Genomic DNA, 14847 nt, shown 5'->3' with positions numbered 1-14847 from the left:
GACGCAGATACAGAGATTAGTGGCTGGAGATTAATTATTTTAAACCAAATCTAATCTCTTAAATCTAATTTCTGATCACCAAAAAATATTTGTTTAGTGTAAACAATACACTATATTTACAATCACCAATTTAAAAACCATGAGTACCAGGAGATCATTTATTAAAACTTCGGCTGTGCTTTCAGCCGGGTTATTAGTTGCCCCTAAATTATTTGCGTACGACAAAAAATATATTGGGCTTCAATTGTACACAGTTAGAGATGCTATGGGAGCTGACCCGGTAGCAGCTTTGGCTAAGGTTGCACAAATAGGCTATACCTCGGTTGAGGGCGCCACCTATACGGGCAGCGAGCTGTTTTACGGAATGGATTCAGCTAAGTTTTCAAAGCTTTTAAAGGATAGTGGACTGATAATGCCAAGCAGCCACTACCGTTTGGGCGAAGACGGCAAAGATGTGAAGGGCACCCTGTTAAACGACTGGAGTAAAGCCGTTGATGATGCAGCAGCGGTTGGCGTTAAATATATGGTATGTGCATGGCTGTCACCAGCAGAACGCGGAACGCTTGACCATTACAAAAAAATAGGTGCGGACATGAATACAGCCGGAGAGATCTGCAAAAAGGCGGGCATCCAGCTTTGCTACCATAACCACGACTTTGAATTTATACAGGAAGACGGTAAATATCCATACGAGACATTGCTTGCCAATACCGACAAAAACCTGGTAAAAATGGAAATGGACCTTTATTGGGTAACCAAAGCCAACCAGGACCCTATCGCGTTGATCAATGAGCATCCCGGCCGTTTCCCGCTGTGGCATGTTAAGGATATGGATAAAACAGAAAAACGCATGTTTACCGAAGTTGGTAATGGCGTAATTGATTTCAAAAATATATTTAAACATGCCAATAAAGCAGGCATGAAATACTTCTTTGTTGAGCAGGATGTTTGCCCCGGCAATCCTTTTGACAGCATTACCAAAAGTATTACCTACATAAAAAGTAATTTAGTTTAAAAATCTTTCAATCAATCAACTCAGGCCGGGTCTTCAATTGAAGTGCCCGGTTTTTTTATGGGGTTAATACTTCAATGGTACTTTGATCGGGGCCGCCGCCACGGTTAGCAGCGCCTGCTGCTATATAGATCTTGTTTTTGTAAGATAGCGCCCCGGTATCATGCCGGCCGGTTACCAGGTTGGCAAGCTTGGTCCAGCTCCCTGTTTTGGGATCAAAAGCCTCCGCTTCATGGTGCGATTCTTTTTGGGTGATGCTCTCGCCGCCAATTACCACCAGCTTTTGTTTCCAGGCAACAGCGGTACAGCCCGCCCGTAGCGCAGGTAAGTTCTGACTCGCCGGCAAGGTTTTCCATGTTTGGGTTTTAAAATCGAACACGTCAACTTCAGGGATAGTAAGCTGGATCACTTCATTTGTTTTTGCAGATGTGCGCCTGCCGCCAGCCAAATAAAGCTGCTTGTCAATAACCACGGCATGAAAATGATCGCGGCCCCGCGGGGCATCAGGCAAAGTTCTCCAGCTGCCGGTTTCGGGGTTAAACTCATCCATCCAGTTTACAGTTCCATCAAAATGACCGTCACGGATGCCGCCAATCAGATAGATCTTGTTATTATAAACTACGGTGCCGCCCGAGCCCCGCAACCTGCCGGGCGGCATTGTGGGTCCCTTTTGCCATTCGTCTTTTTGGATGTTATAGATATAAATATTTTCCAGTGGCTTTTCATGCGGGTAGCCGCCTGCCATCCCCCCAATTACATAGACCTGGTTTTTATAAGTCACCGCCTGGAAGTGATGCATTTCAAACGGCGTATTGTTTTTGTGGATCCATGAATTTGTTTTGGGGTCGAACACATCAACAGATTTAATACCCCTGCCGCCAATCAAATAAAATTGCTTGTTTGCTTCAACAAAACCACAATCCTCCCTTTTTACCGGCTCGCCTTGTGTGGTAATTATTTGCCAGCTGTGCGCTTTGTTTGTTTGGACGGTATCCTGGGCTTTTAAAATATAGGCAAAGCCCATTAGGGCAATAAGGCTGGCGATAAACTTATTCATCATAATTGGTTTGTTTAAAAATAGGACAAATATTTGAGGATCTGCTCAAACATTACTACAGCTTATAGGAAACAAAGGTACTTTTCCGCTCCATCTGCCCGTCCTTATGCTGATGTATGAATGATTTGAATTATTTTAGGCGTTTGTGCGCATAAGGTTAAAGAGAGCATAATTAGTTATAAATGATAAATCGCTGTTCAACAAATTCATCGTAAATTATAACATGAATAAGCGACCAGTTATTTATTTCATAAAACAGTATATAACCCGTAAACGGGGCGCATCAGGTATCTGCATAACAAAAAATATTAAATGATCCGTTTTTTCCCCATTCTCATTTTATTTCTAATCTCGCTCCTTTGTATTTTTAAAGCGCCTGAATATCATTTATGGCTGCTGGCAATTGTGGTAACTGAATTCCCTTTATTATTTATTGGCGTTACTGCATTATTAACCGCATCGGGTTTTTGGGTGCAGCGCTATCAGCTGGCCGGTACTATTTTGGGGCTGGCCACGCTGGGTATTTTTCTTTCACCAATTTTTAGAGCTTATTGGGTGTCAAAAAATATTAAACAGGATATGATTTATTCTTTAGGTGGTATTTATACCGATAGCTCGCCTGTTATATCATATGGACTCAGCATTGAGGATTTATTTAAAAGAACAAAAGATATTCCTTACCAAACTTTAACTTATGTAAAGTACGCTGATACTTCGATGAGCCTTGATCTTTACCCTTCGCAAATAGCAGGTAATAAACCTTGTATAATAGTAGTTCATGGCGGCTCATGGGCCGGAGGTGATAGCCGGCAATTACCCGAATTAAATGGTTACCTCGCTGCAAAAGGCTATAATGTTGCTTCTATAAACTATCGCCTGGCACCTAAATACCAAACCCCGGCCCCGGTTAAAGATGTAGAGGCTGCTATGGCTTATCTCAAAAAACATGCTGATGAATTACATATAGATACCAATAATTTTGTTTTACTGGGCCGCTCCGCTGGTGCACAGATAGCTTTATTGGGTGCATATACCATGCATGATCCTGCATTAAAAGGTGTAATTGATTTTTACGGACCTGCGGATATGGTTTGGGGCTACTCTGTACCATCAAGTCCGTGGATAATGGATTCGCGAAAAGTTATGGAGAATTACATTGGGGGGGCCTATAGCCAGGTGCCAAAGAAGTATGCAGCCTGCTCCCCATTGGAGTTTGTTGATAAACGGTCTGTTCCAACACTTATCATTCATGGAGATAATGACGTGCTGGTATCGCCGGAGCACAGCCGTCGCCTTAACTTAAAATTACAGCAAAACGGCATCAAACATTATTTGTTAAAGCTGCCCTGGGCAACCCACGGATTTGATTATAATTTGAATGGCCCGGGCGGACAGCTATCAACCTATGCAGTTGAATTTTTTTTAAATACAGTAACCAAGGCTCGTTAATGGAGTGATAAAGTTTAGCTTATAGTTAACAGTTCATAGTCGGATTACCTACCATCAACTACGGCCAACTGCTCACTGCCCCCTGCCAACTTTCTTCAAAGCCTTCTCTTTGAAGCGGGTAAAGAAAATAAACGCGGCCAGGCAAAGCGCAAACCCGCAAATACCGTTAAGGCGCAAGCCAAAGTCGTGGCCGGGATCTATTCCATAAACGGTAAGGAAGGCAAATAGGGCTATACCTAATGTTTGCCCCAGTTTTACAGATAGGTATTTAACAGCAAAGAACATCCCTTCATTATTTTCCCCGGTATCAATGGCATCTTTTTCAGCAATTTCGGCAAGTATGGCATTGGGTAAGATCCCCAGGGAAGCCAGCGGAAATGCGGTGCAAAGCACGAGGGTATAAACCTGCACTTCAGGCGAAACCGGGAATTTTCCTAAGAAATAAATCATGGCAAATATCAGGCTGAGCAACGCGAATGAAAACAGTACGATTGGCTTTTTGCCGATCTTTTTTGATAGGTAATTTATCAGAGGGTAAAACACCAGCGAAACCACTACCATTACGCCCATTAACGGGCCGCCCATTGATTTGGGCAGGTTAAGAAGCACTGTAATAAAAAACAGCAAGCCGCTTGACATGATACTGAGCGCCATATAAAACGAAAAATCAGCGAGCAAATAGTATTTAAAATTCCGTTGACTAAACGTTTTACGGATAGCCTGTAATATAGGTAAATGTGATGGCTTGCTTTCAGAATACTTTTTTTCATCAATGGCAAATACCGGTACCAGCATAATTAAACCTGCAAAAACACAAAGGCCCCAAACAGTGTACTGAACTGCGGTGTCCCGGTTGGTTATATGAAAGGAGTTTTGTACCAGGTCTGCAAAGTTATTTACCATTGCCCCGATAATAATACCTATTACAAAACCGACCTGCTGTAAAGAAGAAAGCTTAACTTTTTCGGCAGATGTGCTGGTAAGTTCAGGTAATAAGGCATTATAAGGAATTACATAAGCGGTTACACTCATAAAAAAGAAGATGAGTGTAAACGTTAACCATACAGCATTGTGAACGCTTTCTGCTTTAACCAGCGGACAAAAAGTTAGTCCGCAAAAAAGAATGGCCGGTAAAATGGCCCATTTCATAAAGGGGATGCGACGGCCTTTGGGGTTGTGGCTTTTATCGCTTAGCGAGGCTATAAACGGGTCAAAAACAGCATCAACCAAACGGCCTGATGTTAAAACAACCGCCATGACATTAAATACCCCAAACAGAAGCAATTGCGGAACAAGGGGAATTAACCCTGAATTTGAGGGCGCCAAATAAAAATAAGGCAGCATCACAATAATAATATTGGTCATAATGCTCCAGCCTATCATGCCGCAGGCATAGGCAAGTTGTTTTGGAAAAGGAAGCTTTGTAACCGGCATGCGCATGCAATATGCAAATATTAAGTGTATATCTAATAGTGTTTAAGTCCTAATAAATGCTTTATGCATGTTAAGTGAATTATACCTTTAACCAAAACAGGTGCAAGTTTGAACTTTAAAATACGTGGGGGTATGAAAATGAAAGATGTTTTTATATTTATGTTTTAGTTTTTTCGGCGTTAAGCTACTGACAGAATAAGCAGATTAATGTAAAAACCAGGCTTAAAAGATTTCGTGACATTCGGCACCTGTCTCAATATAAGGGGCATGCATATATAGGAAAAATCAACCTATGAGACAACCGGGGAAAAACAATAACAGATTTAGCGGCCCGTTATGGCAACGGCAAATCCAAATAGGGGAATAGCTACAGGTAATCTCAGCCAAAAAGGAATCAAGTATTTACGCTTGCAACAGCAATCTTTATTTTGTATTTTTGATTAAAAGGAGTGGTATCATGTACTCGGAAACAAAAAAATTACATTTAATAGAAGAACTATTAAAGGTTGATAGTGATACAGTCTTAGCAGAACTTGAAACAGTTTTGGCTAAATCAAAAGGACGACTGCCTCGCAGCCAAAGTTATCAAGATTTTAAAGGAACGCTGTCTTTAGAAGAAGTGAATGAACTTGAACGTATAATAGAAGACGGGTGCGAACAAATAAATGAAGATGACTGGAAATAACTGTTTGTTGGATACCAGCATCATAATTCACACCTTTAAAAACAACGATTTAACCACCCAACTCCATACTTTTTCAGAAATATTTATTCCGTCAATTGCCGTCGGGGAGTTATATTACGGGGCTTATCGCTCTGCAAACGTAAAAAAGCACCTTGACCAATTACACCAATTCTTGCAAAATTATGCAGTATTAATGCCAGACGTTGCTACAGCAGATTTTTATGGGGGTATTAAAGCTGCACTAAAGAATAAAGGTAAACCTATACCTGAAAATGACATTTGGATAGCAGCTATAGCTGTTCAATTTAACTTGCCACTTTTTACACTTGATAAGCATTTTCTAGAAATAGATAACATTATATTGGTTTAACTACAATCCAGAATAATAATCATATCCTTCCTCGGCCCAATAATCCCTGGGGCGGGTGTTGCTGAAGGTTATTGTGCCAATGCGTTTAAGGTTTTTTATACCGTATTTTACCGGGATGATAAGACGCAAAGGCGCACCATGTTCTAACGGGAGCAGCTTATCATTCATCTCATAGGCCAGCAGGGTTTGGGGGTGCATGGCGCTTGGCATGTCTAAGCCTACATAATAGCCGTTGTCAGGGGTCTCCATCCCCACGTATTCCATTTTTGCATAGTCATCCAGCTGGTATTGTTTTATAAAATCGCTGAACTTTACACCGGCCCAATGCGAGATCTGGTCCCAGCCTTCCACGCATTTAAAATCATAGATGATCTCGGTTTTTGGTAAGGCCATCAGCTCTTGTAAACTAACCTGCAATACCTCACCGCCCTTTTTCTTTACCTGTAATTTCCAGGTTGCAGGGTCAAACTTTTTGGCTGCCTCAATGCCAATGTCGCTGTTAACCCGCACATGTTTGGCCGCCATTGACTTGGGGTAGGTTTTAACCAGGTGGTTATCACTGAATACCCTCCTGAAAAGCAACTCGGTTTTGTTAAGCGCCTTGCGGAGCGGTTTGCGGGCGCCTGCTGTTATGCCGCCTGCGGCTTCCTTCGGAGATTTATAGAGCCATCGCCATCCTTCATAAGCACCACCGGCTAAGATTGCGAAGCTGGCAAATGATATAAAGTTGCGCCTGTTTATCTTCTGCTCAATGGTAAGCGGCTTTTTTGTTTTTTTATTTGGAGTGCTCATCGTTGTTTGTTTGAATAGCTGGTTGAGGGGTTTCATTAACTACTTCAAAGCCCGAAATAACTGATCTGAAATTATTCCATCCCGCCAGGAAAACCTGCACAACATGGATCACGAAGAAGAACACATAGCCAAGCGTTAAGGCAAAATGAAGGATCCTGGCAAAATGATAACCGCCGCACATCCACACCAAATAATTAAACTGCACCGGTTTATAAATCGCCAAACCTGTAACCACCGAGCCGATGCCCATAAGAACAATAGCCGTATAAGCTATGCGCTGAGCAGCGTTATATTTTTTTTGCGGCGGTGCCATTTTGCGGATGTGCAGATCATGCAGCAGCACCAGCCAGGCTTCTTTAAACGAGTTCTTTTTTGGTACCAGCTCGCGCCAGTCGCCGGATATGGTGGTGTATAAAATATACAGGATGCCGTTGAGTGCAAAAAACCACATAAACAGGAAATGAAATGCCATACCTTCGGATAAACGATGCGGGATCTTTAAGGCATGATAAAACCAATCGGGAAAAAAGCGGAAAAAAGTATGGCCAAACAGGGTAAACTTATATTCGTCATTTGCCCAGTAGATCAGCATGCCGCTCCAGATCATAATGGTGAGAATGGGGAAGTTTACCCAATGGCACCACCGCATGGCTAAGGAGTGTTTTTCTTTTATGGCTTTCATCATATTTATGTGTAACCGGATGTAAAGTTAGCTAAAAATAATACTAATTAGCTCCCTTTACAGTTGTCGACCAGGGAAATCGCTTTTAAAAAACTACGAATATTTTTTGGCTAAAGCCTGACTAATTTCTGCCAATTAAACCGTTGGCTGAAGCCCAACGGCAATGATTTAAGGACTGATCCACTTTTAAAGTAGCTAAACGTTCATTGCCGTCCCATTTATGGGGCGGTAGCGAAGGAACGAAAAGCGGCTTCAGCCAAAATTTGCCATCCAGATATTTTAAAAGCGATTTCCCTGAGCTGCTGACGCCATTGCTTCGTTGGAAAACGCCGCCCTGCCTGCCCCTGTAACTGCACCGGTTATCTTGTTTTGTAAAAAGCCAACTATCTCCCATTTTTTTGCGTCAAAACCATGTGGCAAGATAATACCTGCTGTGCCGTTATTTGTACTTAAAACTACCTGCTGCAGTTTGCGTACAATTTGAACATGCGATAACGTCCTGCCGCTATTTTCACCAGCCGCTACTTTTGAAGTTGCCGCTTTTTCCAAAATAGCTACCTGCAATACCGTGTTTTTATCGATACCCTCAACGGTATATTTAAGGCTGGCCTGTTTTTGATCAATGGCAGAAACATTCAGATCCACCCGGGCAGTTGCTGCTTTTTGAAGACCGGTACGGATTGCGTTGCGAAGCGTGCCTTCCTGCGAGCCAACAAATTCAGTTTTTCCATTTACTACTATCTGCGGCGTGTAAACACCTTGCAGGTTTAAATACCTGGCATAATCATGCTGCCTTTTCGAAAAATCGGCGCTGCTAAACTGGTCCTTCCAGCCTAAACGGTTCCAATAGTCAACATGAAAGGCCAGGATATAAACCGGCTTGTCCTTGCTTTCTTTTTCAATTTTGGCAACCAGCTCATCTGCCGGCGGACAGCTTGAGCAGCCCTCGGAGGTAAACAGCTCAACAACTGCAAAGCCTTTGCTCTCTAAGTTTACTTTGTTTAACAGCTTAACATTAATAAAAGCTGTTGATGCCAGGGCCGCCGCACCAAACAGGGCGGCAAAGCCGAATATTTTTATCGATCTCATTATAGTATCATTTACTGTTTATTTACGTTTTTATTGTTTAGTCGGATTGGGCTTTAATTCCTTACAATAAAATTAGACCTTTTTATTTTTAGAAATAAAAGTGAATCAACTTGTATAAACTTGTACAGGATTGTGGTGAAAGGGCAATTTCATTAAGCTAAAGAAGACTAACGTTAGGGCTCATTTTATGCGAAAGTTAAAGTCACCCGGTTACCGGGAACGCGGGCACAAGCCGGAGACGCTGTGGCAATGAGGAATATATAAGGCCCTAATCAAACAAAATACCCAAACATCGGATGATGCGATGTTGCCCGGCTATTACAGGAATAGCATCAAAAATCAGCACCCGCTAATTCAAAAAACCTATATCCCCGAATATATTAGCATCCCCAAACCGCCGATAAACAATAGGAACATAGCCGTAATCAGGCCGCCTGTAGATTCTCCTTTTTGTTTAAATTCCTTCCAGATAAAAACGCCCCATAATGCTGCAACCATGGTTGCGCCCTGGCCAAGGCCGTATGATATTGCCGGTCCGGCCTTACCGGCGGCAATCAGGTTGAATGAATTACCTATGCCCCATATTACACCGCCAAGTATGCCGGTAAAGTGCAGGGAGAGTTTTCCTTTAAACCAGGCTGCGTAGCTGGTTGGCGCCCCTTCAAATGGTTTGTAAATGAGGATGCTGTTGAAAATAAAATTACTGATAATATGCCCAGCGAAAAAATAAATACGGCGGTATAGGGCGTCATTTTGCCAACAGCAGGCTGTTGAAAATTTGAAAGATCCATAGAGGAGGCGATGAACCTGTAAAATAATGACATCAGTAAACCAGCCAAAACCGAGATCAGCAGGCCTTTGAACGATAGTTTCTTTTCATTCCTTCTCGATTTTTGATGCGCTATAGCATTCACAATGATGGCGGCCATAATTAAAACTATGCCGATAACAATGTATTGCAGGTTACCCTGCGGCGCTGTTACGTAATTGATGATAACGCCAACAATTAAGGCGATGCCAATACCAACCGGGAAGGCTACTGCCATGCCGGCAATAGAAATAGCGGCTGACAATAAAATATTTGCGGCGTTAAATATAACGCCGCCTATAATGGCTTTGATAATGCTGTCGCTGTCGGCCTGTTTTAGGTCCGCTAAAAAGCTCCTGCCACCATGGCCGTAACTGCCCAGGGTTAATGCCGAAAGCAAGGAAAAAAGCACGACGCCAATAACGTAATCCCAATAAAACAGCTCGAACCGCCAATTTTTACCGGCAATTTTTTGGGTGTTGGCCCACGAGCCCCAGCAAATCATGGTGATGATACAGAATATTACTGCTACAGGATAGGTTGAAATGATAAACATATTTTTAAGAATCAGGTTAAAACGCGTTTAATTCATCCAGGTAAGGGGCAGACGACTGCGCGCCCATTCTGCATACCGAAATGGATGCCGCCCGGACGGCAAAAGGAACGGCCTCCAAAATGCCTTTCCCGTTAAAAAGCGCCACAGCCAGGGCGCCATTAAAAACATCTCCGGCAGCGGTAGTATCAATGGCATTGCAAACCGGGGCCTCAAAAAAATGACACACGCCATCATGAAGCAGTAGCGCACCTTCGGCGCCCATGGTAATAATAACGGTTTCAACGCCCTTTGCAGCCAGCAGCCGTGCAGCAGCTTCGGCACTTTGCCTGTTGATAACCTTAATCCCCGAAAGCAATCCGGCTTCGGTTTCATTGGGCGTAATGATAGAGATCTTACGCAGCAATTCATCAGGGAGCAGATATGCCGGGGCCGGGTTCAGCATTACTTTTACACTTTTTTCAGCTGCCAGGTTTACTACATACTCAACCGTTTCAAAAGGAATTTCGAGTTGAATTAATATTAAAGCGGCATTTTCTATAATGTGTTTTGCCTTCTGCAGGTCTGCAGGTTTCAAAGCGGCATTGGCGCCCGACGCAACAACAATACAGTTTTCTCCATTGGCATCTACCGTTATCAGGGCTACACCTGATGGATTTTCTGCATCCGGAATAATATAGCCGGGATCTATCCCCTCCTGTTTAAACAGTTCAATTGCCTGTTTGCCAAAAATATCTTCCCCTGTTTTGGCAATAAAAACAACATTGCCGCCTAAACGTGCAGCAGCAACAGCCTGGTTTGCCCCCTTACCCCCGGCATTCATCATAAAGGTGCCGCCCAAAACGGTTTCGCCGGGAGCAGGCAAACGCCCGGCCTTAATAACCATGTCGGTATTTGAGCTTCCAATTACAACAATAAAGGGTTTCATCAGGTTATTGGTTTTATACTTTTAAAGCAGGCGGGATGGATCTGATAAATATAGATCCATTTAAAATTAACATTGAATTTAGAAGATTTTTCTTTTAAAAAAGAAAATATTTAAGCCGGAACGGAAAGATCCGGTTACATGCCGCCAAAAGGAAAGAACCATTCACCATTAAAATTACTATCAATAACCACTATCTTTGCCCCATGCTGCTCCTAATCTCATATCTCACATCTCCTATCTCAAATCTATGAGAATCATGGCTTTTGATTACGGTACCAAACGCATCGGCATTGCCGTTACCGACCCCATGCAGATCATCGCAACCGGACTGGACACCATCCACCCGCTCCACATCATCGATTACCTTAAAAAATATCTCCAAACCGAGCAGGTAGAACGCTTCGTAGTTGGCGAGCCCAAGCAGATGGATAACACCCCATCCCAGTCAGCTATCCATGTTAAGGGATTTGTAAATCTCCTCAAGAAAACCTTCCCCGAAATCCCCATAGAAATGCTGGATGAGCGGTTTACCTCAAAAATGGCATCAGCAACCATTGCACAAAGCGGCATGAACAAAAAACACCGGCAGAATAAAGAATTGGTGGATACGATCTCGGCGGTGATCCTTTTACAGTCTTTTATGGAGAAGAGCAGGTTTTAAATCGCTTCTTTTTTGCCTGTCCGGGTACTTGCATGAGTGAAGGACAATTTTTAAAATACAGACCTATCAATCTTTACATCACTGATCTTCAAGGCACTTTTTAACCGCATCTTTACTTTTTCCAATTCCGGAGCATTCTTAGTACCCTGACAGGCCAGTTGAAGCCCGGTTAGCGCCCAGCCGTTATTCGGATTGATGAACAGATCTTTATTAAGCACGGCTATTGCCTGGTCATATTTTCCGGCTTTGATTAAAACATCGGCGAGGTAATGTCTCGTAGGTAACGGCCAGTCACGCGGCTCGTTATAGATCAAATTATCTTCGGCTGTAACGGCTTTTTGCAAGTATTCTATAGCCTTCACATCTTGTTTTTCGGCTGATGCCAGTACTCCCTGCAGTATCAAACGCGCAACATATGAAGCTTCATAAGCGCTGCTGAAATTATCCAGCGGAGATTTTAGCACTTTATCCTGGATCTTCCGTTCAAGTTTGTTCAGCTCTGCTTTTGCCTTTACCGTATTGCCTTTAGCGCAATAAGCCATTCCTCTTGAAAAATGCTGTAATAATGATGCATAAGGCAATTCTTCATTTACCCTGGTATTTAAAACCTCATCCCATTTTCCAAACCGTACATTGGTTATCAAAGGCTGCACATACAAGTACTGAAAAAAATTTCCATCAGCTGCTTTTGACTTCAAATAATTTGACGGTACCAGGCCTTGAAGCTCTTTTGCACCATCGATGGCTACTTTATAAGCACCGCCCATTTGTGCACAGTTAACTTTAAGATGGATGTTATGAGCCTCGTATAACACTTCATTATCGGCGACGGGTTTATATTGCTTAACGGATGCCCTATAACCTGCAACCGCTGCATTGTTGTTATTTATACCTTGCTGGTAGTACCCTGTACGGATATAAATATGAGATGGCATATGCGTTACGTGCGATACCGAAGGCATCAGCGTATCCAGCACATGGGCGCTTCTTAAGGCTAACTCCGGCGTCCCGGATGCTTCAAGGGTGTGGATATAATAGTGATTGGCACCGGGATGGTTTGGACAAATCACCAAGGCCTCTTCTAATAACGACCGGATACGCGGCGTCCAGGGTTTAGGTTTAAAATCATGCGTGTACAGGTCCCATGGGTGTAATAAAAGCAGGGCATCCGCATATAAAGTAACTACGTCGGCATTATGCGGATATTTTTCATAAACCTTTTGCATGGCGCCGGCATAATTTATTCTTAGTTGCTTTACGCTGATCGCGGAATCGTCGGAATATCGCTGTTGAATGGCGTTTATAAGATCCTTTTCAACCGGTGTGCAGTTGATGGTTAACGCGGCGCTTCGCGAAGCAGATTCGTAAGAGGTTAATGACGGCTTGTAGTCGTTTGCGTAGTTAATGGTTGGGCCCATGGCTAATGCCTTTCCATACCAGGCCATTGCGCAGGCTGGATCAATTTTGGCTGCTTTGGTAAATGAAGCATAAGCCTCAATCGTATGAAAAGCATAGTACATACTTAAGCCCTGGTTGAAATAAAATTGTGCACTGTCTGACGTGGTGGTAATTTTCATGGAGTAATTGCCCCAGCCCCTCATTGGCGGAATGTCAGCAACAAGGCTATCCTCAATAATTGGTGGCGCACAAACCGATATATGACGTGGCAATAACGTAACCGTCTTACCAATCACGGTGACAGCTTTTTTTGACAACCTGTAATAAAAAGACTGAGCTGTAATAAAAGCTATAACAAGTGCCAGGCCGAAGATATAGGCATGCTTTTTCATTGTAAATATATGGCTACGTGCAGGTTATACTATAAATTTACGACTATTTGCTATATCGGCAATAGCTCTTTTACAGAATTTCGTGCTAATTTTTTTGAACCTTGATTCATAAGATTTAAGGATGATAAGATTTCGCCGGCGTGTATTCTGTTAATTCTTTAATTCTGAAAATTCTGATTCAGACAAATGGGCGCGTAGCCAACCTCTTTGCCCGCCTGGATGCTTGCACAAGGATGGGGAATGGAATAGAACTTGAGATAATATACACATTATACGTTTTTTCACAAATTCATTCTATTTTAGTATCGAAATGGCAGATAACCTAAATCCAAATATCTTTTTATCATACTCTTGGGCAAATGCGGACATAGCTGATGAAATTGATGATATTTTTAAAGGCATTGGAATTCAATTAATCCGTGACATACGTGATGCGCCTTATAGAGCCAGTATTAAAGATTTTATGCATCAAATTGGCAAAAGTGATTTTGTGTTGATGGTAATCAGTGATGAATATCTACGTAGTGTGAATTGCATGTATGAGGTAATTGAATTATTAAATACCCATGAGTTTGAAAAAAGAATATTACCCGTAATTATTGACAATGCAACTCATATTTTAACCCTCTAAACCAAGAAGTATATTATGATTATTGGGTCGAAGAAAAGAAAAAAGCGGATAAACTAAAAAAGAAACATGCAAATGAGGTATCTATAGAATATGTAAAAAAGTGCCAAAACATTCAAGATAACTTACCTAGATTCTTTCAAAAAATCACAGATCTTAATTCCTTAACGTATAAGAAATTAAAAGATGAGAATTATCACGATTTATTAAATATCATAGGATTTAGTGGTGAGCTTTTAATTGAAGAAACTATCCGAATTCGTAAAATTGAAGACATTGAAGAGCGGGAACTGGAACTGGATGAATTTTTAAGAAAACACCCCAATAATAAACATGGACTATTTCAAAAAGCAATGTTAGCGTCAGATGTTAGGCAATATAAAAAAGCTAAAAAATACTTTGAGGACGTCATTGAAATAGATTCCAAATTCACGAATGCTCATTTTAATTTAGCTGTTCTTTTTGAAACCCATTATTTAGACTTTGACAGTGCAAAATTCCATTACGAAGAAGCAATTAAAACCAATCCAAAAGTTACAAATGCCTATATAAATTTGGCTCTCTTACTTAAACATCGTTTTTTAGATTTTCATAAAGCAAAAAACCTTTACGAGTCAGCTATTATAATCGAACCGAATAGTACAATCGCTCTCTATGATTTGGCTGCTCTTTTAACAACTCATTTCTCAGACTTTGACGGTGCAAAATTCTATTATGAGGAGACTATTAAATCAGATCCAACATTTGCATTTGCCCATAACAATTTAGCTCAGCTTCTATATATCCATTTTTCGGACTTTGAAGGCGCAAAACTTCATTTGGAAACAGCATTAGGCATTGACCCTCATCTTGAGTTAGTACAAAACAATTTAAGTCAGTTGCTTGAAAAACATTTCAAAAACTAACCCC

At 41.9% G+C, this 14847-nt stretch carries 16 protein-coding genes; 7 read left to right on the top strand and 9 right to left on the bottom strand.

From position 1 onward, the window contains the following. Positions 1 to 139: 139 nt before the first annotated feature. Positions 140 to 1015 (top strand): sugar phosphate isomerase/epimerase, encoded by an 876-nt coding sequence (locus JWQ54_RS19185; RefSeq protein ID WP_299588092.1) that lies wholly within the window; start codon positions 140 to 142, stop codon positions 1013 to 1015. Positions 1016 to 1070: 55 nt separating this feature from the next. Here JWQ54_RS19185 and JWQ54_RS19180 read toward each other — a convergent pair whose 3' ends face one another. Then, positions 1071 to 2072: a kelch-like protein gene (locus tag JWQ54_RS19180; protein WP_299588090.1), complete on the bottom strand. Its 1002-nt coding sequence runs from the start codon at positions 2070 to 2072 to the stop codon at positions 1071 to 1073. Between the two features lie 309 nt (positions 2073 to 2381). Between JWQ54_RS19180 and JWQ54_RS19175 the strand changes: the two genes are divergently transcribed. Then, a complete protein-coding gene (locus JWQ54_RS19175; RefSeq protein WP_299588088.1) occupies positions 2382 to 3518 on the top strand; it encodes an alpha/beta hydrolase in 1137 nt (378 codons plus the stop codon). Positions 3519 to 3590: 72 nt separating this feature from the next. Here JWQ54_RS19175 and JWQ54_RS19170 read toward each other — a convergent pair whose 3' ends face one another. Next, entirely contained in the window at positions 3591 to 4952 is a 1362-nt protein-coding gene (locus JWQ54_RS19170) for an MFS transporter (protein WP_299588085.1), read from the bottom strand. A 457-nt stretch (positions 4953 to 5409) separates the two neighbouring features. On the opposite strand from JWQ54_RS19170, the gene JWQ54_RS19165 reads away from it, so the two are divergent. Together JWQ54_RS19165 and JWQ54_RS19160 are read left to right on the top strand one after the other, a co-directional pair. Continuing rightward, positions 5410 to 5637, top strand: a complete 228-nt coding sequence (locus JWQ54_RS19165; RefSeq protein ID WP_299588082.1) for a hypothetical protein — start codon at positions 5410 to 5412, stop codon at positions 5635 to 5637. Beyond that, positions 5624 to 6007: a type II toxin-antitoxin system VapC family toxin gene (locus tag JWQ54_RS19160; protein ID WP_299588079.1), complete on the top strand. Its 384-nt coding sequence runs from the start codon at positions 5624 to 5626 to the stop codon at positions 6005 to 6007. Before JWQ54_RS19165 ends, JWQ54_RS19160 begins: the two co-directional genes overlap by 14 nt. Here the strand turns inward: JWQ54_RS19160 and JWQ54_RS19155 are convergent, their stop codons facing one another. From JWQ54_RS19155 to rbsK, 6 genes are all read right to left on the bottom strand, one after another. After that, the gene (locus JWQ54_RS19155; RefSeq protein WP_299588076.1) at positions 6008 to 6799 is read right to left on the bottom strand and encodes a molybdopterin-dependent oxidoreductase; all 792 of its coding nucleotides are present in this window, start codon (positions 6797 to 6799) and stop codon (positions 6008 to 6010) included. Beyond that, the gene (locus tag JWQ54_RS19150; protein WP_299588073.1) at positions 6783 to 7484 is read right to left on the bottom strand and encodes a cytochrome b/b6 domain-containing protein; all 702 of its coding nucleotides are present in this window, start codon (positions 7482 to 7484) and stop codon (positions 6783 to 6785) included. The genes JWQ54_RS19155 and JWQ54_RS19150 overlap by 17 nt, the downstream gene beginning before the upstream one ends. A gap of 276 nt (positions 7485 to 7760) precedes the next feature. Then, positions 7761 to 8570, bottom strand: coding sequence for a thioredoxin family protein (locus JWQ54_RS19145; protein WP_299588070.1), 810 nt, complete (start codon positions 8568 to 8570; stop codon positions 7761 to 7763). 363 nt (positions 8571 to 8933) lie between these two features. Continuing rightward, positions 8934 to 9248: a GRP family sugar transporter gene (locus JWQ54_RS19140; RefSeq protein WP_299588347.1), complete on the bottom strand. Its 315-nt coding sequence runs from the start codon at positions 9246 to 9248 to the stop codon at positions 8934 to 8936. Then, complete coding sequence (locus tag JWQ54_RS19135) at positions 9155 to 9934, bottom strand: multidrug DMT transporter permease (protein ID WP_299588067.1); 780 nt, start codon at positions 9932 to 9934, stop codon at positions 9155 to 9157. Before JWQ54_RS19135 ends, JWQ54_RS19140 begins: the two co-directional genes overlap by 94 nt. A gap of 16 nt (positions 9935 to 9950) precedes the next feature. Next, positions 9951 to 10859 carry a ribokinase gene (rbsK, locus tag JWQ54_RS19130; RefSeq protein ID WP_299588065.1) on the bottom strand — a complete coding sequence of 303 codons (909 nt, stop codon included), beginning with the start codon at positions 10857 to 10859 and terminating at the stop codon, positions 9951 to 9953. A gap of 247 nt (positions 10860 to 11106) precedes the next feature. On the opposite strand from rbsK, the gene ruvX reads away from it, so the two are divergent. Next, a complete protein-coding gene (gene ruvX, locus JWQ54_RS19125; RefSeq protein ID WP_299588063.1) occupies positions 11107 to 11520 on the top strand; it encodes a Holliday junction resolvase RuvX in 414 nt (137 codons plus the stop codon). A 50-nt stretch (positions 11521 to 11570) separates the two neighbouring features. On the opposite strand, the gene JWQ54_RS19120 is transcribed toward ruvX, so the two are convergent. Next, positions 11571 to 13310 (bottom strand): hypothetical protein, encoded by a 1740-nt coding sequence (locus tag JWQ54_RS19120; RefSeq protein ID WP_299588061.1) that lies wholly within the window; start codon positions 13308 to 13310, stop codon positions 11571 to 11573. Positions 13311 to 13620: 310 nt separating this feature from the next. Here JWQ54_RS19120 and JWQ54_RS19115 point away from each other — a divergent pair, with 310 nt between their 5' ends. Then, positions 13621 to 13941, top strand: coding sequence for a toll/interleukin-1 receptor domain-containing protein (locus tag JWQ54_RS19115; RefSeq protein ID WP_299588060.1), 321 nt, complete (start codon positions 13621 to 13623; stop codon positions 13939 to 13941). Positions 13942 to 14024: 83 nt separating this feature from the next. Then, on the top strand, positions 14025 to 14843 hold the full coding sequence (locus JWQ54_RS19110; RefSeq protein WP_367187120.1) for a tetratricopeptide repeat protein: 819 nt from the start codon (positions 14025 to 14027) through the stop codon (positions 14841 to 14843). The last annotated feature ends 4 nt before the right edge of the window (positions 14844 to 14847 follow it).

It is taken from the genome of Mucilaginibacter sp., assembly GCF_028288225.1.
Classification (GTDB): Bacteria; Bacteroidota; Bacteroidia; order Sphingobacteriales; family Sphingobacteriaceae; genus Mucilaginibacter.
Note: the sequence above shows the minus strand (reverse complement) of the source record. Positions and strands in the feature narration are given on the sequence as shown.

What these genes read in the sequence shown, in the direction of transcription:
- JWQ54_RS19185 (WP_299588092.1), top strand. Translation starts at nt 140, where the DNA reads ATGAGTACCAGGAGATCATTTATTAAAACTTCGGCTGTGCTTTCAGCC.
- JWQ54_RS19180 (WP_299588090.1), bottom strand. Translation starts at nt 2,072, where the DNA reads ATGATGAATAAGTTTATCGCCAGCCTTATTGCCCTAATGGGCTTTGCC.
- JWQ54_RS19175 (WP_299588088.1), top strand. Translation starts at nt 2,382, where the DNA reads ATGATCCGTTTTTTCCCCATTCTCATTTTATTTCTAATCTCGCTCCTT.
- JWQ54_RS19170 (WP_299588085.1), bottom strand. Translation starts at nt 4,952, where the DNA reads ATGCCGGTTACAAAGCTTCCTTTTCCAAAACAACTTGCCTATGCCTGC.
- JWQ54_RS19165 (WP_299588082.1), top strand. Translation starts at nt 5,410, where the DNA reads ATGTACTCGGAAACAAAAAAATTACATTTAATAGAAGAACTATTAAAG.
- JWQ54_RS19160 (WP_299588079.1), top strand. Translation starts at nt 5,624, where the DNA reads ATGACTGGAAATAACTGTTTGTTGGATACCAGCATCATAATTCACACC.
- JWQ54_RS19155 (WP_299588076.1), bottom strand. Translation starts at nt 6,799, where the DNA reads ATGAGCACTCCAAATAAAAAAACAAAAAAGCCGCTTACCATTGAGCAG.
- JWQ54_RS19150 (WP_299588073.1), bottom strand. Translation starts at nt 7,484, where the DNA reads ATGATGAAAGCCATAAAAGAAAAACACTCCTTAGCCATGCGGTGGTGC.
- JWQ54_RS19145 (WP_299588070.1), bottom strand. Translation starts at nt 8,570, where the DNA reads ATGAGATCGATAAAAATATTCGGCTTTGCCGCCCTGTTTGGTGCGGCG.
- JWQ54_RS19135 (WP_299588067.1), bottom strand. Translation starts at nt 9,934, where the DNA reads ATGTTTATCATTTCAACCTATCCTGTAGCAGTAATATTCTGTATCATC.
- rbsK (WP_299588065.1), bottom strand. Translation starts at nt 10,859, where the DNA reads ATGAAACCCTTTATTGTTGTAATTGGAAGCTCAAATACCGACATGGTT.
- ruvX (WP_299588063.1), top strand. Translation starts at nt 11,107, where the DNA reads ATGAGAATCATGGCTTTTGATTACGGTACCAAACGCATCGGCATTGCC.
- JWQ54_RS19120 (WP_299588061.1), bottom strand. Translation starts at nt 13,310, where the DNA reads ATGAAAAAGCATGCCTATATCTTCGGCCTGGCACTTGTTATAGCTTTT.
- JWQ54_RS19115 (WP_299588060.1), top strand. Translation starts at nt 13,621, where the DNA reads ATGGCAGATAACCTAAATCCAAATATCTTTTTATCATACTCTTGGGCA.